The organism is Pseudomonas sp. SID14000 (assembly GCF_002165135.1).
In the GTDB taxonomy this organism is placed as follows: Bacteria; Pseudomonadota; Gammaproteobacteria; order Pseudomonadales; family Pseudomonadaceae; genus Aquipseudomonas.
Genome location: NZ_NFZQ01000002.1, coordinates 410,883 through 433,655 on the forward strand (window position 1 = coordinate 410,883; position 22,773 = coordinate 433,655).

Below are 22,773 nucleotides of genomic sequence, written 5' to 3' on the forward strand. Positions count from 1 at the left end.
AGCTGCCTAGACTGGGGGCAATGTGTTGCCTGTACCGACCTCTTCGCGGGTAAACCCGCTCCCACAAGCGATGCCATACCTGTGGGAGCGGGTTTACCCGCGAAGAGGCCAGTGCAGGTAGCGAACAACCCACAGGAGACCTCAGGTGACCCCCGAACAATTCCGCCAGTACGGCCACCAACTGATCGACCTGATCGCCGACTACCGCCAAACCGTCGGCGAGCGTCCGGTCATGGCCCAGGTCGAGCCCGGCTACCTCAAGGCCGCCTTGCCCGCACAGGCCCCTCAGCAAGGCGAGCCTTTCGCAACGATCCTCGACGACGTCAGCCAGTTGGTCATGCCCGGCCTGTCCCATTGGCAGCACCCGGACTTCTACGGCTACTTCCCCTCCAACGGCACCCTGTCCTCGGTACTGGGTGACTTCCTCAGCACCGGCCTGGGCGTGCTGGGCCTGTCGTGGCAGTCCAGCCCGGCCCTGAGTGAACTGGAGGAAACCACCCTCGACTGGCTGCGCCAGCTGCTTGGCCTGTCTGATCAATGGAGCGGGGTGATCCAGGACACCGCCTCCACCAGCACCTTGGTGGCCCTGATCTGTGCCCGGGAGCGCGCCAGCGACTACGCATTGGTGCGCGGCGGCCTGCAAGCCCAGGCCAGGCCGCTGATCGTCTATGTCAGCGCCCATGCCCACAGCTCGGTGGACAAAGCCGCACTGTTGGCCGGTTTTGGCCGCGACAACATCCGCCTGATCCCGACCGACGAACGCTACGCTCTGCGCCCGGAAGCACTGCAGGCGGCGATCGAGCAGGACCTGGCCGCCGGCAACCAGCCCTGCGCCGTGGTCGCGACCACCGGCACCACCGCCACAACGGCCCTGGACCCGCTGCGTCCGATCGGCGAAATCGCCCAGGCCCATGGCTTGTGGCTGCATGTGGACTCGGCCATGGCCGGCTCGGCGATGATCCTGCCTGAATGCCGTTGGATGTGGGACGGTATCGAGCTCGCCGATTCGCTGGTGGTCAATGCGCACAAGTGGCTGGGCGTGGCTTTCGATTGCTCGATCTACTACGTGCGTGACCCACAGCACCTGATCCGGGTGATGAGCACCAACCCCAGCTACCTGCAGTCGGCGGTGGACAGCGAGGTGAAGAACCTGCGTGACTGGGGTATCCCGCTGGGCCGCCGGTTCCGCGCGTTGAAGCTGTGGTTCATGCTGCGCAGCGAGGGCGTTGAAGCGTTGCAGGCACGGCTGCGGCGTGACCTGGACAATGCCCAATGGCTGGCCGGGCAGGTTGTGGCGGCTGGGCAGTGGGAGGTGCTGGCACCGGTGCAGTTGCAGACGTTGTGTATTCGCCATCGGCCGGCTGGGCTTGAAGGGGAGGCGCTGGATGCGCATACCAAGGGGTGGGCCGAGCGGCTGAATGCGTCCGGGGAGGCTTATGTGACGCCGGCGACGCTGGAGGGGCGGTGGATGGTGCGGGTGTCGATCGGGGCGTTGCCGACCGAGCGGGGGGATGTCGAGAGGCTTTGGCAGCGCCTGCAGGAAGTGGTCAAGGGCTGAAATTGCCGAGGGCCGCGTTGCGGCCCCCGACAACCTGTCAGTGGCTCACTGCCTGCAAGCTACCTTTGCGGCTAGCCTCGTAAGCCTCTTTCTCCATTGGCTTGGCCTGCGGGTTACCCAGGTCTTCCATCGTCAGGCGATGGGTTTCCGGGGCAATGTAGGCCGCCAGGGCACACATGCAGGTGATGAAGAACGCCAGGCCACCGACCACCAGCGGGATGTTGTCCGAGCCGGGCGGGGCAACCAGGGCGAACAGCGCTGGCAGCATGGCGGTCAGCATGGTGCCGATGTTCTGGGCGATGGCCATGGCCGAAACGCGATAGCGGGTGTGGAACAGCTCTGGGTAGAAGCTGGGGAATACCGCGTTATAACCCTGGTAGACCATGCCCCACATGACGATCGACGAGGCGAACGCCAGCGGTACGTTCTGGATGCTGATCGCATACAGGTAGAGGAAGGCCAGCAGGCCCGAGCCCAGGCAACCGGCGATCATGGTCGGGCGACGGCCGATCTTGTCGGACAGGTTGCCGACAAACGGAATCACCAGCACCGCAACGATGTTGCCGACTACCGGAATCCACAGGTACACGCTCTTGTCGAAGCCGATGCCATAGGCCGGCTGTACCGCGTAGGCCGCACCGAAGATGGTGGCCACCACCGGGATCACGTTCATCAAGGCCATGAACATCACCAGCACCATGTGCTTCCAGCTGTGGCGGAAGGCCTCGCTGATCGGCGATTTGGCAACTTTGTCCTGCTTCTCTTCCTTCACGAATGCCGGGGTTTCGTGCACTTCCTTACGGATGATGAAACCGGCAATCAGCACAATGGCGCTCATCAGGAATGGAATGCGCCAGCCCCAGTCGTTGAAGGCTTCGCTGGGCATGAAGTAGGCCAGTGGCAGGAACACGGCCGCCGCCAGTACCTGGCCAGCCTGTACGCCTTGCAGGGTGAAGCTGGCGTAGTAGCCCCGTCGACCGAATGGCGCATGTTCCATGATCATCGAACTGGCACCGGAGATTTCCCCGGCCACGGCAAAGCCCTGGACCAGCCGCAGCACCACCAGCAAGGCCGGGGCGAGCAGGCCGATATCGTGGTAGGTAGGCAGCAGGCCTACGGCCATGGTCGACAGGCCCATCAGGAACATGCACAGCAGCAGTACGTTCTTGCGGCCGCGGGTGTCACCCCAGTGGCCCAGCACGAAGGCGCCGAACGGGCGCGCCAGGTAACCCACGCCGTAGGTGGCCAGCGAGGCAATGATGGCCATTTTCGGGTCGGTGTTAGGGAAGAAGATCTGCGGGAAAATCAGCGCAGCGGCCTGGGCGTAGATGAAGAAGTCGTAGTACTCGAGTGCCGAGCCTATCCATCCACTGGCGGTCGCTTTCTTGGCTTGAGAGCTGGAGTGAGCCATCGTTGTCTCCGTTGTTATTGTTGTTAGCGCAGGTTCCGCCGGAGGTTAGCCAAGGCAGGAGGCAATGGGTCGGTGTGCCTGCGTCTGTGGATCATGTTGACCACGGGCCAGCGGACTGGCAATTCGCTAAATCGGGTACTGTGCGATAATCGAACGAAAAACTAACCATTCCGTACAAAGAGATTGAAGCGTCGACTTTACCTGCGAATAATCGATCGTGCCATAAACTGTGACAGTGGTTTTTTACCTGTCTGGCACCGTCTCCCTCTAACAACAAGGAACTCCCGCCATGCAGCGTTCGATCGCTACCGTGTCCTTGAGCGGCACCCTGCCGGAAAAGCTCGAAGCCATCGCCGCCGCCGGTTTTGACGGCGTCGAGATCTTCGAAAACGACCTGCTCTATTACGCCGGCAGCCCGCGCCAGGTACGGCAGATGTGCGCCGACCTGGGTATTGCCATCACGCTGTTCCAGCCGTTCCGCGACTTTGAAGGCTGCCGCCGCGACCGCCTGCAGAAAAACCTCGACCGCGCCGAGCGCAAGTTCGACCTGATGCAGGAACTGGGCACCGACCTGGTGCTGGTGTGCAGCAACGTCCAGGCCGACGCCCTGGATGAAGAACAGGTGCTGGTCGACGACCTGCGCCTGCTGGCCGAGCACGCCGGCAAACGCGGCCTGCGCATTGGCTATGAAGCCCTGGCCTGGGGCCGCCACATCAACACCTACCAGCAAGTCTGGAACCTGGTGCGTCAGGCCGACCACCCGGCCCTCGGGGTGATCCTCGACAGTTTCCATACCCTGTCGCTCAAGGGCGACCCGAGCGCGATCCGCGACATCCCCGGTGACAAGATCTTCTTCGTGCAGATGGCCGACGCACCGATCCTGGCCATGGATGTGCTGGAGTGGAGCCGCCACTTCCGCTGCTTCCCGGGGCAGGGCGAGATGGACATGGCCGGTTTTCTGGCGCCAATCCTCGCCACTGGCTACCGCGGGCCGCTGTCCCTTGAAATCTTCAACGACGGTTTCCGCGCCGCGCCGCCCCGGCAGAATGCCGCCGACGGCTTGCGTTCGCTGCTGTACCTCGAAGAGCAGACCCGCCTGCGCCTGGAGCAGGAAGGCACGCCGATCGAGCCGGGTGTGCTGTTCACCCCACCGGCGGCCAGTGCCTATGACGGTGTGGAGTTCCTCGAATTCGCAGTCGACGAGGCCGTTGGCGCGCGGCTGGGCAGCTGGCTGAAGCGCCTGGGTTTTGCCGAAGCTGGCAAGCACCGCAGTAAAGAGGTGCAGCTGCTGCGCCAGGGCGATATCAACATTGTGCTGAACGCCGAACCCTATTCCTTCGGCCACAACTTCTTCGAGGCCCACGGGCCGTCGCTGTGCGCCACCGCGCTGCGGGTCAAGGACCAGCAAGCCGCCCTGAAGCGCGCCACGGCCTTCCGTGGCCAGCCGTTCCGCGGCCTGGTCGGGCCTAACGAGTGCGAAGTGCCGGCGGTACGTGCGCCGGATGGCAGCCTGCTGTACCTGGTGGAGCAGGGCACGGCTGGCCAGACCCTGTACGACACCGACTTCAGCCTGGACAAGAGCGCCACGGCCACCGGCGGCCTGCGCCGCATTGACCACATGGCCCTGGCCCTGCCGGCCGAGTCGCTGGACAGCTGGGTGCTGTTCTACAAGAGCCTGTTCGACTTCGCGGCCGACGACGAAGTGGTGCTGCCGGACCCTTACGGGCTGGTCAAGAGCCGCGCCCTGCGCAGCCAGTGCGGCACCTTGCGCCTGCCGCTGAACATCTCGGAAAACCGCAACACCGCCATCGCCCATGCATTGTCCAGCTACCGCGGGTCGGGGGTGCACCACATCGCCTTCGATTGCGACGACATCTTCCGTGAAGTGGCGCGTGCCAAACTGGCCGGGGTGCCGCTGCTGGAGATCCCGCTGAACTACTACGACGACCTGGCGGCACGCTTCGATTTTGACGACGAGTTCCTCAGCGAACTGGCCTACTACAACGTGCTGTACGACCGCGATGCCCAGGGTGGCGAGCTGTTCCACGTGTACACCGAGCCGTTCGAGGAGCGTTTCTTCTTCGAGATCATCCAGCGCAAGGGTGGTTATGCCGGTTACGGTGCGGCCAACGTCGCGGTGCGCCTGGCGGCCATGGCCAAGGCCCGCAGCGGGGCGGTGCGCAAGCCGGTCCTGTAGTGGCTTGCCTGTACCGGCCTCGTCGCCGGCAGCTCCCACAGGGTCCCTGCTAATTCAATGAGTTATGTGCAGTTCTATGAAAGGCTTGCCGGCGATCAGGCCGGTAAAGCCACAGTGGTTCAGCGCCCCTCAGCCACCAGCAGCAACGACTGCGGCAGCGCACTCTGCGGGTGCTGTGGCTCCTGCAAACCGACCAGCCGCAACCCCGCCATGTCCAGCGCGTTCAGCCAGCTGGCCAGGGTGCGGAAGTACCAAGGCATCACTTGCCAATCCCCGGCGAGCCCGGCAAACGATTCTTCCCGCCAGCCATCCTGGTAATTCCCATCCGCCACACTCCATGGGTGCAGGGTCTGGATCACCAGCGCACCGCCGGGCGCCAGCAACGCATTCATCGCTGCCAGCAGCGGGATGATGTCCTGCTGCAACAGGGCGAAGTTGGCACAGATAAGGTCATAGTCCTTGCCAACATAGGCCTGGGCCGCGGCCAGCTGTGCATAGCTGGCCAGGTGCACCTCGGCGGAACCCGCAGCGCGCGCGGCATCCACCAGCGTCCTGTCACCATCCACGCCTACTGCCTCGACACCACGGTCGCCCAGCGCCCGCAGCAGCCAGCCTTCACCACAGCCCAGGTCGAGCACCCGTTCGGGCTGGCGGCCAAGGATGGTCAGCAGGATGGCCTGGTCGGTGACCTGGCGACGGCTGTCGATGGCGCCACTGCGCACCGCATCGATCCAGGACTGGGCGTTGTGCTGCCAGCTGTCGAGCAAGGCGTCTTCAGGGCTGCGCATGGTCATTTCCGTTGGGCGGGCGATGCTTCACAGGGATACCGATTTGCAGTCAGTTGCTCACCACCAGCTCCGGCCCGAGGTAGTCGTTGATCTGGTCGATATCATCATCCCCCAGGCTGCCCACCGACGATGCCAGGCGCAACCGCGACATCAGGTAGTTCAGCTTCGCTTCGAACAGGTCATGCCGGGCGTCATACAGCAGCTCCTCGGCATTGAGCACATCCGAGTTGGTGCTGGTGCCGCCTTCCTTGAAGCCCTTGCGGGCCGAAAGCAGCGAGCGTTCGTTGGACGCCACGGCCTTTTCCAGCGCCTGGATGCGCAAGGCGCCACTCTGCACGCCGCGGTACTCGCGGGTGGTGCCGGAAATCACTTCCTGGCGCGTGGCGTCCAGTTCATCCAAGGCCTTGGAACTGTTGGCACTGGCCTGGCGGGTGAGGGCACTGGTACCGCCTCCGCTGTACAGCGGAATGTTCAGTTCCAGCCCGATCGAGCTGTAGTGGTTGCGCTGGTTCAGTTCGGAAATCGACTGGCTGCTGCCGGCGGTGTAGCCCGCCACGAAATCCAGGGTCGGCCAGTGCCCGGCGCGGGCGCGCTTCACTTCTTCTTCGGCCAGCTCGTAGTTATGGCGGCGCGCATGAATCAACGGGCTGTCGGCCTGGGCCTTGACCAGCCAGTCCTGCAGGTTGCCAGGTATCAGCGGCGGTGTGTTGAAGCCTGGCTGCAAGGTGGTCAGAGACTGCGGGGTTTCACCGATGTATTCCTCCAGCTTGCGGCGGGCGTTGACCAGGTTGTCCTGGGCCTCGATCAGGTCGGCCTCGGCCAGGTCGCGGCGGGCCACCGACTCGTCGATGTCGGTGATGGTGCCGGCACCCAGCTCCATGCGCCGCTTCGCCGACGCCAGCTGCTCTTCGAAGGCATTCAGCTTGGCCTTGGCCAGGGTGATGGTTTCGCTGGCCAGCAGCACGTCGAAGTAGGCGTCGGCCAGGCGCACCGCGGCGTCCTGGCTCTTGGCGTCGAACACCGCCACGCTGTAGTCGGCACGTTGCTGGCCCTGACGGTATTCGGCCATCTTCTGCTTGTTGAACAGCGGTTGGCGCAAACGCACGTTGGCGCCCTTGGAGTCATAGTCCAGGTCACTGTCCCGGCCATTCTGACGCTGGCTGCCATTGACCTTGTTGAAGTAGCCCGCAGCGTTGATCTGTGGCAGCAAGCCGGCCTGGCCGATGGCGCGGTTCTCGCTGCCGGCTTCTTTCTCGTGCACCGCGGCGCGGTAGATCGGGCCCTGGTACTGCAGCAGGTCCCAGGCTTGTTTCAGGTCCATGGCACTGGTCTGTGCGGACAACCCCAACAGGCAAAGCATCAGGCACCGGTGATTCATTCACTGCTCCTTGAACGAGGCGTCCACGCGTTCGAGCATCGGTTTTAGCAGGTAGCTTAGCAGGTTGCGCTCGCCGGTCTTGATGGTGACGGTGGCCGGCATGCCGGGGCGGATGTGATTGCTACCCAGCAGGCCCATGCCGTCCTGCGTTACCTCCACCTGGGCCAGGTAGAACGGCTGTTTGCTTTCTTCGTCCATCAGTCGGTCGGCGGAGACGGTCTTGACCCGACCCGGGATGTTTGGCGTTTGCGCATGGTTGAAGGCCGGGAAGGCGATGTCCACGTCCAGGCCCGGGACCATCTTGTCGATGGCCTGTACCGGGATCATCGCGTCGACCTGCAACGGTTGGTCGAGCGGCACCACCTCCATGATCTTGGCCCCAGGCTGGATGATGCCGCCGACCGTGGCGATGCTCAGGGCCTGGACCATGCCGTCGATCGGCGAGCGGATCACCGTATGGGTCACTTCGTAGTCCAGCGCGCGCAGGCGATCGGCCAGGGTGGTGTTCTCCTTGGCGGTATCGGTCAGCTGCGACTCCACTTCCTTGAGGTAGTCGTGCTGGCGTTGCAGCATGCGCAACTTGATTTCGGTGGCCTGGCTGCGTGTCCGGGCGATGTTGTTGAGGTTTTCGGCCTGGCCGGCAGACAGGTCGGCATTGTTGCGCTCCAGCTCCAGCAGGCGGTTGCGTGGTACATAGCCTTCTGCGGCCAGCACGCGAGTACCTTGCAGCTCCTGGTTGAGGAAGCCGATCTGCGAGGCGCGGGCGCCGTACACCTGCTGCAGGCCCTTGAGCTGCACCGAAGTGGCGGCCAGGTTTTCTTCGAGGATGCTCAGCTCACCGGCCAGGGCGGCGCGGCGGGTGTCCAGCAGGCGCTGTTGCAGGTTCATGGCTGCCAGCAGGCGCGGGTCGTTGCCATAGTGCTTGAGCAGGGCTGGGTCGAAGGTGACCTTGTCGCGGCCATCGCGCTCGGCTTCCAGGCGGTTTTCCACGGTCTTGCTGACAATGTACTGGGCACTGACTGCGCCCTGTTCGGCCACCGCGCGCAGGGCATCGAGGCGTACCACCTCCTGGCCTTTCTTCACCACATCGCCTTCGCGCACCAGGATCGCCTCGACTGTACCGCCGGTCAGGTGCTGCACCGCCTTGCGGTTGCTGGTTACCTTGACCGTGCCGGTGGCGACTACCCCGGCATCCAGGGGCGCCAGGCACGACCACAGCAGGAAGCCGCCAAAGCCGGCGATGACCATCCATACGCCCCAGCGTGCCGGCCGGCCCATGTCCAGGTCGATCTCGTTGCGGGCCTCGGCGGGAATCAATTCGGTGTGTTGGGTCATCTGCATGATCGGTCACTCCCGTAATTTTACCGACGCCAGCGGCGCAGCGGTCGCTGTCGGGATCACGCTCGCCTTGCGCAGTGCCGCGAACACTTCGTCGCGGCTACCGAGCATGTGTACAGCGCCATCACGCAGCATCAGCACCTTGTCGACCGCGCACAGCACATTGGGCCGGTGGGAAATCAGGATTACCGTGGCCCCGCGGGCCTTGAGTTCTGCCAGTGCATCGACCAGGGCCTTTTCGCCAACGTCATCGAGGTTGGCGTTGGGCTCGTCCAGCACTACCAGGTTCGGCTCGCCATACAGCGCACGGGCCAGGGCAATGCGTTGCTTCTGGCCACCGGACAGCGGGCTGCCGTCGGCTGCCAGGCGGGTATCGTAGCCCTGCGGGAAGCGCAGGATCATGTCGTGCACGCCGCTGCTGCGGGCAGCGCGGATCACTGCCTCGCTGTCCACTTCGGCGAAGCGTGCGATGTTCTCGGCGATGGTGCCCTCGAACAACTCCACATCCTGCGGCAGGTAGCCAAGCCAGGGGCCAAGTTCGGCCTTGTTCCAGGTGAAGATGTCGGCGCCGTCCAGGCGTACTTTGCCGGCCTGGGTCGGCCAAACGCCTACCAGCAGGCGGGCGAGGGTGGACTTGCCCGAGGCCGAAGGGCCGATGATGCCCAGGCTTTCACCCGGGACCAGGCTGAAGCTGACCCCGCGCACGATATTGTTGCTGGTGCCGGGGGCACCGGCGATCACGTTTTCCACGGCCAGCATGCCCATCGGCCTTTGCAGTGACATGCTCGGTGGCCGCTGTGGGAAGTCGCCCAGCAGGTCGTTGAGCCGGCCCCAGGCGGAACGGCAGCCCAGCAGTTGCTTCCACGCGGCGATCACCTGTTCTACCGGGGCCAGGGCACGGCCAGTGAGGATCGAGCAGGCGATCATCATGCCAGGGGTGATCTTGCCCTCGATCGCCAGCAGTGCGCCGGCGCCGAGAATCACCGACTGCAAGGTAATGCGCACGAAGCGTCCGGTGCTGCTGATCAGCGCGGCGCGGTCGGAGGCCAGGGTCTGCATCTGCAGGATGCGCAAGTGGCCCTGGTACCAGCGCTTGCCGATCGCCGGCAGCATGCCCATGGCTTCGATCACTTCGGCGTTGCGCAGGTTGTTGTTGGCGTAGCTGGCTGACGACAGGGCGGCCTGGTTGGCCTCGGCCAAGGGTTTTTGCGTGGCTTTCTCGGTGAGGTAGGCCAGGCCCACCAGAATCAGCGAGCCGATCAGCGTGATCAGCCCCAGCAGTGGGTGGATCAGGTAGCTGACCAGCAGGTAGATCGGCGTCCAGGGGGCATCGAAGAAGGCGAACAGGCCGTTGCCGGTCAGAAACTGCCGCACCTGCGCCAGGTCCTGCAGGGCCTGGGCCGGGTTGCCACCGGCGCGGCTCAGGTTGCGCTCGAAGGCGGCGCTGAAGATGCGTCGGTTGAGGTCCATGTCGAGGAAGTTGCCCACTCGGATCAGTACGCGGGTGCGGACCATCTCCAGGGCCGACATCAGCATGAACAAGCCGATCACCAGCAGGGTGAGCATCGTCAGGGTGGTGACGTTGCGGCTGACCAGGGCGCGATCGTACACCTGCAACATATAAATAGCTGGCGTCAACATCATGACGTTTATGACGCCGCTGAAGGCGGCCAAGGCAAAAAAGCTGCGGCGCAGGCGGAACAGCACGTCGGCCAGCTCGGAACGAGTGCGTGGTGGCTTGTGCATCGGGGCCCTCCCTTTATCACCATTCGGGAAGCCCTTGCGGCGCCCCGTGCAGCGGTAATCGTGGCTTCTGGTTGGCTCGCAGGCGGATCGCTCTTATGGCGGATGCTCCAAAACGCTGCGCTGCTCCCACATGCTGGAGCGTAGGTTGCAGCGACATACACGGTAATATCGTTTCGCTCTATAAAGTCTTTTAAGTTTTCATAAGTGCCAATAAAACAGCCATTTGCATCGCATTATCATCGGGCGATGATATTTTCGACGAAATATTGACAAGCTTTTCGCCTGCGACTTTAGTTCTGAAGTATTCGGGCCCTGTGCGAGCTGGGGTCGATGCATGTGCGTTACAGCTGTATCGCATGCTTAACAAGGCCCCCGGACAGCGGGTGCCGGCTTGCGATGATGAGGCCAGTGGGGCCTGCACAAGCGTGTTGTGCCCGCTACGCCTGGAACACCGAACCAGTATCTGCGCACGTCAACACTGACTGGGCGTGGGAAGGACCCTGTTGCCCTGTGTCATCTCCGGACAGATCGAGGGCAATAGAAATGGCAGATTTCAGCAAGTCGGACCTGGAGTTCATCCTCCAGCAGATTTTCATCGCCGAAGCCCACGCCGATGGCGCCAGCCTGATCGACCTGCTGCCCAACAGCCAGGTGCCCTTCGGCCTGCGTACCGTGGACGGCAGCTACAACAACCTGGTGACCGGGCAGAGCGAGTTCGGCGCCGCCGACAACTCGTTCCTGCGTCTGCTCAGTCCCTCCTTCAGCGGCGACTATGCCAGCAGCGGCACGGTCATCGACTCGCAACCACGCACCATCAGCAACCTGATCGTCGACCAGACGGCGAACAACCCGGCCGCGGTCGAAGCCAATGGTGGCGCCGCCCCGGTGATAAGCCCCGGCATCGACGGAGTATTCGGTACCGCTGACGACAAGGAAGTGTTCTTCATCCCCAACGTGTCGCCCGACGTCGGCCTGACCGCCGGCTTCAACGCCTGGATGACCTTCTTCGGGCAGTTCTTCGACCACGGTCTGGACCTGGTGACCAAGAGCAGCACCGACTTCGTGTTCATTCCGCTGCAACCGGACGACCCGCTGTTCGTTGAGGGCAGCCCGACCAACTTCATGGTGCTGTCGCGGGCCGTGCGTACCGCAGGCGCCGATGGTGTGGTGGGTACCGCCGACGATGGCCAGACCAACACCACCTCGCCGTTTGTCGACCAGAGCCAGACCTACAGTTCGCACCCCTCGCACCAGGTATTCCTGCGTGAGTACACGCTCAACGCCGCAGGCGACCCGGTAACCACCGGGCGGCTGATCACCAACCGTGACCTGGGCGCCGATGGCCGCTTCGGCACCGCCGACGATGGCAATGGCGAAAGCGGTGGCATGGCCACCTGGGCAGTGGTCAAGGCTCAGGCCCGCGACCTGCTCGGCATCAACCTGACCGACGCCGACGTGCACAGCGTGCCGCTGCTGGCCACCGACCCCTACGGCAACTTCCTGCGCGGGCCCAACGGCATGCCGCAGGTGGTGATGCGCGTGAACAATGGCGCCGACGGCATCGCCGGTACCGCCGACGACGTCACCACGCTGGTCGAAGGCAACCGCGACGCGCCGATCAGCCTGGCCAATGCCGTGAGCACCGGGCATGGCTTCCTTGACGACATCGCGCACAACGCTGCACCGGTGATCGTGAACGGTGTGCTGCAGGCCGACGCCGACACCGCCGTGGGCAACGCGCAACCGGTGGGGCCGGGCGGCAACAACCTGACCTACGACAACGAACTGCTCGACGCTCACTACATCGCTGGTGACGGTCGGGTGAACGAAAACATCGGCCTGACCGCCGTGCACCACGTGTTCCACTCCGAGCACAACCGCCTGGTACAGCAGACCAAGGACACCTTGCTGGCCGCCGGTGACCTGGCGTTCCTCAACCAATGGCTGATCGATGATGTTGCTGCCATCCCCACCACGCCCGCCGAAATCGCCGCGCTGGTATGGGACGGCGAGCGGCTGTTCCAGGCCGCCAAGTTCGGCACCGAAATGCAGTATCAGCACTTGGTGTTCGAAGAGTTCGCCCGCACCATCCAGCCGCAGATCGACGAATTCCTCGCCCCCAACGGCTACGACACCTCGATCGACCCGGCCATCCTCGCCGAGTTCGCCCACGTGGTTTACCGCTTCGGCCACTCGATGCTGACCGAAACCGTCGACCGTTTCGACCCGGCGTTCAACCCGGTATCCGGCGACCCGACCAACCCCGACCAGCAGCTTGGCCTGATAGCCGCCTTCCTCAACCCGCTGGCATTCGCTGGCAGTGGTGCGACTGCCGACGAGGCTGCCGGCGCGATCATCCGCGGCGTCACCCGCCAGCTGGGCAACGAAATCGACGAGTTCGTCACCGAGGCGTTGCGCAACAACCTGCTTGGCCTGCCGCTGGACCTGCCCGCGCTGAACATCGCCCGAGGGCGTGACACCGGCATTCCCACCCTGAACGAGGCGCGCCGCGATTTCTACGCCATGACCGGCGACAGCCAGCTCAAGCCTTACATCAGCTGGGCCGACCTTGCCGATCACCTCAAGCACCCGGCGTCGCTGATCAACTTCATTGCCGCCTACGGCACCCACGCCACCATCACCGGGGCGGACACCGAAGCGGCCAAGCGCGCCGCTGCCGTAGCACTGGTGCTCGGCGGTGACGGCGCGCCTGCGGACCGCCTGGACTTCCTCAACGGTACCGGCGCCTATGCCAATGTGACACTGGTCGGCGCGGACGGCATCGCCGGCACTGCCGACGACATCACTGGCGTGACCGTGACCGGTGTCGATGACATCGATTTCTGGGTCGGCGGCCTGGCCGAGCAGAAAATGCCATTCGGCGGCATGCTCGGTTCCACCTTCAACTTCGTCTTCGAAACCCAGCTGGAAGCCCTGCAGAACGGCGACCGGTTCTACTACCTGGCGCGCACCGCGGGCATGAACTTTGGCACTGAACTGGAGAACAACTCCTTTGCCAAGCTGATCATGCGCAACTCCGATGTCACGCACCTGTCCAATACCGTGTTCCTCACACCGACCTTCACCCTTGAGGTGGACCAGGCTAACCAGTTCACCGGGCTGGGCGCAGATGGCCGGGCCGACCCGACGGGCGGCATCATGATCAACGGCGTCGAAGTGGTGCCGCTGGTGATCCGTGACAACCCCGATACCGTGGGGCCAGACAGCAACTACCTGCACTACACCGGTGAGGATCACGTGGTTCTGGGTGGTACCGCGGCCGACGACATCATTGTTGCTGGCGAGGGCGACGACACGGTGTATGGCGACGGCGGCAACGACACCCTGGAAGGCGGCGCCGGCAACGATGCGGTACTGGGCGGTGCCGGTGACGACATCATCACCGACTCGTTCGGCGACAACCGCCTGGAAGGCAACGACGGCAACGACGTGATCGTCGTTGGCAGCATGCTGGTGGGCGGCAACCTGATCCTGGGTGGCAACGGCCAGGACTTCATCATCACCACCGAAGACATCAGCACCACCTTCGGCGGCCAAGGGGATGACTTCATCCTCGGAGCCAAGACCAACCTGCCGCCTACCGGCAACGAGGGTGACGACTGGATCGAGAGGGGCACCCAGGACGGCGCGCCCGGCGACAACTTTGCACCGCTGCTGGGTGACGAAGTGATCGGCAACGACATCTTCGTCGGTGGCGGTGGCTTCGACGAGATGATCGGCGAGGGCGGCGACGACATCTTCGTCGGCAGTGACGCCCAGGACAAGATGGATGGCATGTCCGGTTTCGACTGGATCATCAACAAGAATGACCAGGTTGGCGTCACCGTCGACCTGACCCTGGCCGCGCTGGCCCAACCCCATGGCAACGCACCGCCCCAGAACACTGGTGTGTTCCAGCCGGTAGGCGCTTCGCCAGCCTCAATCCTCGACCGCTTCGCCGAGGTCGAGGGTGTGTCCGGTTCGAACTTCGCCGACGTGCTCAAGGGCGACAACGTCGATGCCGTGACCATCCTCAACCATGGCGGAGCCACCGGCAGTGCCTTGACCAACGTTGCGCTGATCCGGGGTCTGCAACAGTTCCTGGCAGACGCCGGGTTGCCAACCACCGGCTTTGCCACTGGCAACATCATGCTCGGTGGCAACGGCAGCGACCTGATCGAAGGCCGTGGCGGTGATGACCTGATCGACGGCGACAAGTGGCTCAATGTGCGCATCGCCGTGTACGCGCCGGAAGACGTCAACCACACCGGCCCTGAGATCGCCAGCTTCGACAGCATGGTCGACATGATTCCGTTCATGCTCGACCGTACCTACAGCCCCGGCCAGCTGAAGGCCGTGCGGGAAATCCTGCCCGGCACCTCGACCGGTGGCGCGGCCTTCGACACGGCCGTGTTCTCCGGCTTGCAGAATGAGTACGTGGTCACCCAGAACACCCGTGGCACCGCTGATACCAGCGACGATGTGTGGACCGTGACCGATACCGTGGACGGTCGCGATGGTGTCGATACGCTGTTGCACATCGAACGTCTGCAGTTCTCCGACGGCCAGCGCGTACTGGTGGAAGGGCTGAATGCGCAGCCTACCGGCAGCCCGGCCATTACCGACGGCAACGGCGGTGCGATCACCGTGGGCGATGTCCTTACGGTAAACGTGGCTGGCGTGCTGGATGCCGACAACATCAGCGCCGGTAACCCACTGGGCACGCTCGCCGACCGTTCGGTGTCGTACTACTGGCAGTTCGAGGCTACTCCGGGCAGTGGCGTGTTCGAAGACATCATCCTGCTGCCGGCAGGCGACCTGGCGTTCCAGAGCGCCGACGGCACCACGTTCAAGGTGTCGCCAGACCTGGCCGGGCTGGCCCTGCGGGTCAAGGCGATCTACCAGGACGCCCACGGCACTACCGAAGTGCTGTTCTCCCAGCCCACCGCCGTGGTGCAGCCGGGCGCGCCTGTGGTACCGACGCCGGCCACGCCGGTGGTGGATGCCACTGCAGGCGGTCCGGGCCTGAACATGGTGCGCTCCGACCTCAACTTCATCCTCGACCAGATCAGGATCGCCGAGGCCGACGCCAACGGGGCTGACATCCTCTCGCTGCTGCCCAACATTCGTTCGGCGCTGGGCCTGCGCACGGTGGATGGCTCGAACAACAACCTGATGAACCTCAACGGCATCAACAACACCGAGTTTGGTGCCGCCGACAATGTCTTCCCACGAGTGACCGACCCGGTGTTCAACCCGGCTGAAGGTGCACCGGCCGGCTTCTTCGGTCCTGGTTCGCCGGCCATTCCGGGCTCGTCGTACGAGCAGACCAGCGGTCCGGTGTTCGACTCGCAGCCGCGCACCATCAGCAACCTGATCGTCGACCAGACCTCCAACAACCCGGCGGCCTATGCCACCGCATACGACCCGGGTGTGGACGGCGTGCTCAACTTCGGCGCCGTGGGCAACGACGACGTGCTCAAGGACGGCGTGCGCATCGTCGCCAGCCCGGGCCTGGACGGCCAGTTCGGCACCGCCGACGACCACGACGTGTACCTGTTCGAGAACACCGCCGCCGATGCTGGCCTGTCCGCGCCGTTCAACGCCTGGATGACCTTCTTCGGGCAGTTCTTCGACCATGGCCTGGACCTGGTCACCAAAGGGGGCTCGGGCACCATCTACATCCCGCTGCAACCGGATGACCCGCTGTACGTGGAGGGCGGTTTCACCAACTTCATGGTGGTGACCCGTGCCACCAACCTGCCTGGGCCAGATGGCATCCTCGGTAACGCCGACGATATTCACGAGCACACCAACACCACCACGCCATTCGTGGACCAGAACCAGACCTACAGCTCGCACCCTTCGCACCAGGTGTTCCTGCGCTCCTATCTGATGACCGACGCTGGCCCGGTTGCCACTGGCCGGTTGATCACCAACCGTGACCTGGGTGCAGATGGCAAGTACGGTACCGCGGACGATACGGAAATCGGTGGCATGGCGACCTGGAAAGTGGTCAAGGCCCAGGCCCGTGACCTGCTTGGCATCAACCTGACCGATGCCGATGTCGACAACGTGCCGCTGCTGGCTACTGACGCCTACGGCAACTTCATCAAGGGGCCGAACGGCTTCCCTATGGTGGTGATGAAAGGGGCTGACGGCATTGCCGGCACTGCCGATGACGAGCAGATCGAGGGCAACCCGCTGGCGCCGATCGACCTGACCAACGCCGTACGCACCGGTCACCAGTTCCTTGCCGACATTGCCCACAATGCCGTGCCGGTGTTCAGTAATGGCGTGCTGGTACCTGATGCCGATACCGATGCGGGCAATGCCGTGCCAGTGAACCCGCAGACCGGTGCCAACCTGGCCTACGACAACGAACTGCTCGATGCGCACTACATCGCCGGCGACGGCCGGGTCAACGAGAACATCGGCCTGACCGCCGTGCATGCGATCTTCCACTCCGAGCACAATCGGTTGGTGGCCCAGACCAAGGACACCGTACTCGATTCGGGCGACCTGGCCTTCATCAACGAGTGGCTGCTCAACCCGCTGACCGCGCTGCCGGCCAGCCAGGCCGAGATCGACGCGCTGGTGTGGAATGGCGAGCGTTTGTTCCAGGCGGCCAAGTTCGGTACCGAGATGCAGTACCAGCATTTGGTGTTCGAGGAGTTCGCCCGCACCGTGCAACCGCGGGTCGACCTGTTCTTCGCCCCGACCCAGGTGTATGACGTCGACCTCGATGCGTCGATCGTGGCCGAGTTCGCCCACACCGTGTACCGCTTCGGCCACTCGATGCTGACCGAGACCGTCGACCGCTTCAACGTCGACTTCACCGTCATCGGCGACCCGAACAGTGCCAACCCCGACCAGCAACTGGGCCTGATCGCGGCGTTCCTCAACCCGCTGGCGTATGCCGCCAGTGGCGTTACCCCCGAGGATGCCACCAGCGCCATCGTGCGCGGGGTCACCCGCCAGGCCGGTAACGAAATCGACGAGTTCGTCACCGAGGCGCTGCGCAACAACCTGCTCGGCCTGCCGCTGGACCTGCCGGCGATCAACATCGCCCGTGGCCGCGATGTCGGTATCCCCTCGCTGAACGCCGTGCGCCGCGACATCTACGCGCAAACCGGCGACACCCAGCTCAAGCCGTACACCAGCTGGGTCGACCTGGTGCAGCACCTGAAGCATCCGGAGTCGCTGATCAACTTCATCGCCGCCTACGGCACCCACAGCACCATCACCGGAGCCGTCACGTTACTGGAAAAACGCGCAGCGGCCATGGCCTTGGTGTTCGGCGGTGACGGTGCGCCAGCCGATCGCCTGGACTTCCTCAACAGCACCGGCGCCTACGCCAACGTCACCCTGCCTGGCAAGGATGGCGTGCTTGGCACCGCCGATGACCTGAGGGCGGTAACCGTGACCGGGGTCGATGCCATCGACCTGTGGATCGGCGGCCTGGCCGAAGCGAAAACCCCGTTCGGCGGGATGCTCGGCAGCACCTTCAACTTCGTGTTCGAGAACCAGATGGAGAAATTGCAGGACGGCGACCGCTTCTACTACCTGGAGCGCACCGCCGGCCTGTCGATGAACGCCGAGCTGGAAAGCAACTCGTTCGCCAAGCTGATCATGGCCAACACCTCGGCCACCCACCTCCCTGGCCTGGTGTTCTCTGACGTAGGCTTCTACCTGGAAGTGGACCAGAGCAAGCAGTTCAACGAAGGCCTTGGCAGTGCCGACCCCCTGGGCGAAAACGGCGAGCAGGTGGTGTTCCGCGACAGCCCGCTGACAGCAGGCCCGGACACCAACTACATCCGCTATTCCGGTGACCAGCACATCGTGCTGGGTGGCACCGACGGTGACGACATCCTGGTCTCCAGCGAGGGTGACGACACGGTCTGGGGCGATGGTGGCAACGACCGCATCGAAGGTGGCGATGGCAACGACCAGCTGCGTGGTGGTGCCGGCGACGACATCATCAGCGACATGGGTGGTGACGACAACATCCAGGGCGGCGACGGCAACGATGTGCTGCACGGCGGTAATGGCGTCAACCTGATCATCGGCGGTTTCGGCAACGACTTCATCGTTACCGGTGAGGACGCTTCCGAAGCCATCGGCGGCCAGGGCAACGACTTCATCCTGGGCAGCAAGGCCAACGAGCAGGACATGGGTAACGAAGGCGACGACTGGATCGAGAAGGGCACCTCGGACGGTGCGCCTGGCGACAACTTCGACCCGCTCGGCAACGACCCGGTCATCGGCAACGACGTGTTCATCGGCGGTAACGAGAACGACAAGTTCAACGGTGAAGGCGGCGACGACATCATGGTCGGCAGCCTTGGTTTCGGTGACCGCTACATTGGTGGCTCCGGCTACGACTGGGCGACCTTCAAGGGCCTGGCCCAGGGCGTCACCATCGACTTCAGTGACCGCTTCTTCGATGTGCCGCCGGTACCGGGGTCGGGCGCGTCCGCGCTGGTGCGTTTCGACATCATGGAAGGCCTGTCCGGTTCTGCCCATGGTGACTTCCTGCGCGGTGACAGCGAAACCGCTGCGACCTTGCCGACCAACGGCGCCAACGGCAGCGTGTTGACCAACATCAGCCTGATCGACGGCCTGGCCGGCCTGCTGGCTGCCGGGGCGACGTTCTACGATGGTGGCAATATCATCCTCGGCGGCAGTGGTAGCGACCTGATTGAAGGCCGGGGCGGCGACGACATCCTCGACGGTGACAAGTGGCTGAACGTGCGCATCAGCGTGCGCGCCAACAGCGACGGCACCGGCCCGGAAATCGCCAGCTACGACAGCATGGAGCCAATGGTGCCGCTGATGCTCAATGGCACCTACAACCCGGGCCAGCTGGTGATCGTCCGTGAAATCCTCAACGGCACCGACAGCTACGACACGGCGGTGTTCTCGGGGGTGTCCACCGACTACAGCGTGGTGGTCGACGGCAACTCGGTGATCGTCACCGACCTGGTCGACGGGCGCGATGGTGTCGACCGTCTGACCGGTATCGAGCGCCTGCAGTTCTCCGACAGCTCGCAGGCCTCCGGCGTGGGCACTGCCGTCAACGCCGGCCCAACGGGCCACCTGGCGATCCTCGATGCTGCCACCGGTCTGCGTAACGACACATCGGTCAGTGGCCAACTGCTGCGGGTGAGCAACCTGGCGGTGCACGATGCCGACAACGTCAGCGCCACCAACGCAAGCGGCGCCATCAACGGCCCTGTGGCTTACTACTGGCAAGTAGAGACCCTGCCAGGCTCGGGGGTGTACGAAGACATCACCTTCGTCGCCGCCGGTGAGGTTTCGCGGGCGACCGGCACCACCTACCGGGTCACGGATGATGTGGCGGGGCTGAACATCCGCGTACGGGCGGTGTACCAGGATGCCAAGGGTACGCTGGAAATCGTCGATTCGTCGCCAAACAGCGCGCCGAGCGCCGGGCCGACCGTGACCGGGCTGCTGGTGCAGAACCAGACCCTCACCGCCAACACGGCAACCATCGTCGATGCCGACGGCCTGAGCAACCCGCAGTTCACCTTCCAGTGGCAGTCCAACCGGGGGCTCGGCTGGGTCAATATTGCCGGTGCCATCAGCAGCACCTTTGTCCTGACCCAGGAGCAAGTGGGGCAGAACATGCGGGTACTGGTCAGCTATGTGGATGACTTCGGCGTGCAGGAAAGCATCGCCTCCGACATCCTCGACCCGGTGGCCAACGTCAACGATGCGCCTACCGGTGCCGTGTTGATCAGTGACACTACGCCAGACCAGGGGCAGACACTGACGGCACTTACCGGCGGTATTGCCGATCTGGACGGGCTGGGTGCGTTCAGCTTCCAGTGGCAGCAAGGTAGCGGTACGACGTTTACCGACATTGCCGGTGCAACTGCCGCTACCTTCACCCCAGGTCCGTCGCAAGGGCACTTCCAACTGCGCGTGCTGGTGCGTTACACCGATGGCTTCGGCGCCCTGGAAACGGTGACCTCTGCACCGACGGCGGAGGTGCCTGCGGTGCCAGGCGTGACGCTGGTCGGTACAACCGCAGCAGATACTCTGACCGGCACCGTGGGTGACGATGTGCTGCTTGGTCTGGCCGGTAACGACACGCTCATTGGCCTGACCGGGTTCGATCAGTTGTTCGGTGGTGATGGCGACGACACGCTCGATGGCGGTGAGGGCAACGATACCCTCGACGGCGGTGCGGGCAACGACGTGCTCAATGGTGGGTTGGGTGCAGATGCGATGGCGGGCGGTGCCGGCAACGACACCTTTGTCGTCGACAACGTGGGTGACACTATCAGCGAGGCGGCTGGCGGGGGCTCTGACCAGGTGCAGACCAACCTGGCAAGCTACACCCTGGGCGCTAACCTGGAGAGCCTGAGCTTTACTGGCACCGGCAACTTCATCGGAGTGGGTAATCCCCTGGCCAATACCATCGTCGGTGGTGCCGGAAACGACTTCCTCAACGGTGGTGCAGGTATCGACCAGCTGGTGGGTGGTGCCGGTAACGACAGTTATGTAGTCGACAATGCCGCCGATGTGCCTGTGGAGCAGGCAGGCGCCGGTACTGACCTGGTGCGGACGACGCTGACCAACTGGACGCTGGGCAACAACCTGGAGAACCTGAGGTACTTTGGCGTCGCCAACTTCACCGGTACCGGTAATGCCCTGGACAACGTCATCACCGGCGGTTCAGGTAATGACATCCTCACCGGCAACGCCGGTAACGACACACTCGACGGTGGGCTCGGCACGGACACCATGATCGGCGGAGCTGGTGATGACACCTTTGTCGTCGACAACGCCGCAGACGTCGTCGTCGAGGTGTTGGGCGGAGGTTCCGATCTGGTGCGCACCAGCCTGGCGAGCTACACACTCGCGGCTAATCTGGAGAGCCTGAGCTTTACCGGTACTGGCAACTTCACAGGTGTAGGTAATGGCCTGGACAACACCATCGTCGGCGCCGCCGGAAACGACTTCCTCAACGGCGGCGCGGGTATCGACCTGTTGGTGGGTGGTACCGGCAACGACAGCTATGTAGTCGATAATGCCGGGGACATAGTCGTGGAACAGGCGGGGGCTGGTACTGACCTGGTGCGCACGACGCTGACCAGCTGGACGCTGGGCAATAACCTGGAGAACCTGACCTACTTCGGTGCCGCAAACTTCACCGGTACCGGTAACGGCCTGAACAACGTCATTACCAGTGGCTCGGGCAATGATGTCCTAAACGGTGGGGCAGGTGCAGATACGATGACGGGTGGTGCCGGTAACGACACCTATGTCGTCGACAACGTGGGTGACACCGTCACCGAGGCGGCTGGCGGCGGCACGGACCAGGTGCAGACCAGCCTGGCAAGCTACACGTTGGGCGCTAACCTGGAGAATCTGAGCTTTACCGGCATCGGTAACTTCATCGGTGTGGGTAATGCCCTGGCCAATACCATCGTCGGTGGTGCCGGAAACGACTTCCTTAATGGTGGTGCGGGTATCGACCAATTGGTGGGTGGCGCCGGCAACGACAGCTATGTGGTCGACAATGCCGGGGATGTGCTCGTGGAACAGGCCGGCGGTGGTACCGACCTGGTGCGCACCACGCTGACCAGCTGGACGCTGGGCAGCAACCTGGAGAACCTGAGGTACTTTGGCGTCGCCAACTTCACCGGTACCGGTAATGCCTTGGACAACGTCATCACCGGTGGCTCAGGTAATGACACCCTCACCGGTAGTGCGGGTAACGACCAACTGCTGGGTGGCATTGGCAACGATACCCTGGACGCAGGTGACGACAACGACAGTCTCGACGGTGGTCTCGGTGACGATATCCTGAACGGTGGGGCGGGTAGCGACACGCTGTTCGGCGATGATGGCAACGACATCCTGTCGGGTGGTAGCGGCAATGACTTCCTCAACGGTGCGGTTGGCGATGATACGGTCAACGGCGGCGCGGGCGATGACACGATGATGGCCACTGATGGCAACGATGTCTTCCAGTTCGCCGCGGGCTTCGGCAATGACCTGATCATCAACTTCGATAGCGATGCGACGGGTGGGCAGGACCTGCTGGATATCACTGCCTTCAACATCACCGCGGCCACCTTTGCCGCCAACGTTACCATCGCCGATGACGGCGCGGATACGTTGGTCAGCATCGGTGCTACCGACTCCATCCGCCTGGTGGGAGTGGCGGACGCAACCACAGTGACTGCAGCGGACTTCAACCTGTCGGTTTGAGGAACTGAAGGGTAAGTTGTTTGCTTGAAATGCCGGGGCTGCTGCGCAGCCCGTCGCGACACAAGGCCGCTCCTACAGGGGATCACGTATCTTCTGTAGGAGCGGCCTTGT

The 22,773-nt window shown here is 63.7% G+C and carries 8 protein-coding genes; 3 read left to right on the plus strand and 5 right to left on the minus strand.

The window, feature by feature from the left end; translation table 11 throughout:
* Window positions 1-145 precede the first annotated feature (145 nt).
* A complete protein-coding gene (locus CAY82_RS04815; protein ID WP_087500150.1) occupies window positions 146-1,558 on the plus strand; it encodes a DOPA decarboxylase in 1,413 nt (470 codons plus the stop codon).
* 37 nt (window positions 1,559-1,595) lie between these two features.
* Here the strand turns inward: CAY82_RS04815 and CAY82_RS04820 are convergent, their stop codons facing one another.
* Window positions 1,596-2,969, minus strand: coding sequence for an MFS transporter (locus CAY82_RS04820; RefSeq protein WP_087500151.1), 1,374 nt, complete (start codon window positions 2,967-2,969; stop codon window positions 1,596-1,598).
* Window positions 2,970-3,258: 289 nt separating this feature from the next.
* Here CAY82_RS04820 and quiC point away from each other — a divergent pair, with 289 nt between their 5' ends.
* Window positions 3,259-5,166: a 3-dehydroshikimate dehydratase QuiC gene (gene quiC / locus CAY82_RS04830; protein WP_087500153.1), complete on the plus strand. Its 1,908-nt coding sequence runs from the start codon at window positions 3,259-3,261 to the stop codon at window positions 5,164-5,166.
* Between the two features lie 119 nt (window positions 5,167-5,285).
* Here the strand turns inward: quiC and CAY82_RS04835 are convergent, their stop codons facing one another.
* The 4 genes from CAY82_RS04835 to CAY82_RS04850 are packed head-to-tail and all read right to left on the minus strand — an operon-like array spanning window position 5,286 to window position 10,416.
* Window positions 5,286-5,954: a bifunctional 2-polyprenyl-6-hydroxyphenol methylase/3-demethylubiquinol 3-O-methyltransferase UbiG gene (locus tag CAY82_RS04835; RefSeq protein ID WP_087500154.1), complete on the minus strand. Its 669-nt coding sequence runs from the start codon at window positions 5,952-5,954 to the stop codon at window positions 5,286-5,288.
* A gap of 49 nt (window positions 5,955-6,003) precedes the next feature.
* Complete coding sequence (locus CAY82_RS04840) at window positions 6,004-7,332, minus strand: TolC family outer membrane protein (protein WP_087500155.1); 1,329 nt, start codon at window positions 7,330-7,332, stop codon at window positions 6,004-6,006.
* Entirely contained in the window at window positions 7,333-8,673 is a 1,341-nt protein-coding gene (locus tag CAY82_RS04845; protein ID WP_087500156.1) for an HlyD family type I secretion periplasmic adaptor subunit, read from the minus strand. It abuts the gene before it with no gap.
* Window positions 8,674-8,679: 6 nt separating this feature from the next.
* On the minus strand, window positions 8,680-10,416 hold the full coding sequence (locus CAY82_RS04850) for a type I secretion system permease/ATPase (RefSeq protein ID WP_087500157.1): 1,737 nt from the start codon (window positions 10,414-10,416) through the stop codon (window positions 8,680-8,682).
* Between the two features lie 543 nt (window positions 10,417-10,959).
* Between CAY82_RS04850 and CAY82_RS04855 the strand changes: the two genes are divergently transcribed.
* A complete protein-coding gene (locus CAY82_RS04855; RefSeq protein WP_087500158.1) occupies window positions 10,960-22,662 on the plus strand; it encodes a peroxidase family protein in 11,703 nt (3,900 codons plus the stop codon).
* Window positions 22,663-22,773 lie beyond the last annotated feature (111 nt).

Excerpts from the sequence above, each read along its gene's own strand:
- CAY82_RS04820 (WP_087500151.1), bottom strand. The coding sequence starts at position 2,969 with ATGGCTCACTCCAGCTCTCAAGCCAAGAAAGCGACCGCCAGTGGATGG.
- quiC (WP_087500153.1), top strand. The coding sequence starts at position 3,259 with ATGCAGCGTTCGATCGCTACCGTGTCCTTGAGCGGCACCCTGCCGGAA.
- CAY82_RS04835 (WP_087500154.1), bottom strand. The coding sequence starts at position 5,954 with ATGCGCAGCCCTGAAGACGCCTTGCTCGACAGCTGGCAGCACAACGCC.
- CAY82_RS04840 (WP_087500155.1), bottom strand. The coding sequence starts at position 7,332 with ATGAATCACCGGTGCCTGATGCTTTGCCTGTTGGGGTTGTCCGCACAG.
- CAY82_RS04845 (WP_087500156.1), bottom strand. The coding sequence starts at position 8,673 with ATGCAGATGACCCAACACACCGAATTGATTCCCGCCGAGGCCCGCAAC.
- CAY82_RS04850 (WP_087500157.1), bottom strand. The coding sequence starts at position 10,416 with ATGCACAAGCCACCACGCACTCGTTCCGAGCTGGCCGACGTGCTGTTC.
- CAY82_RS04855 (WP_087500158.1), top strand. The coding sequence starts at position 10,960 with ATGGCAGATTTCAGCAAGTCGGACCTGGAGTTCATCCTCCAGCAGATT.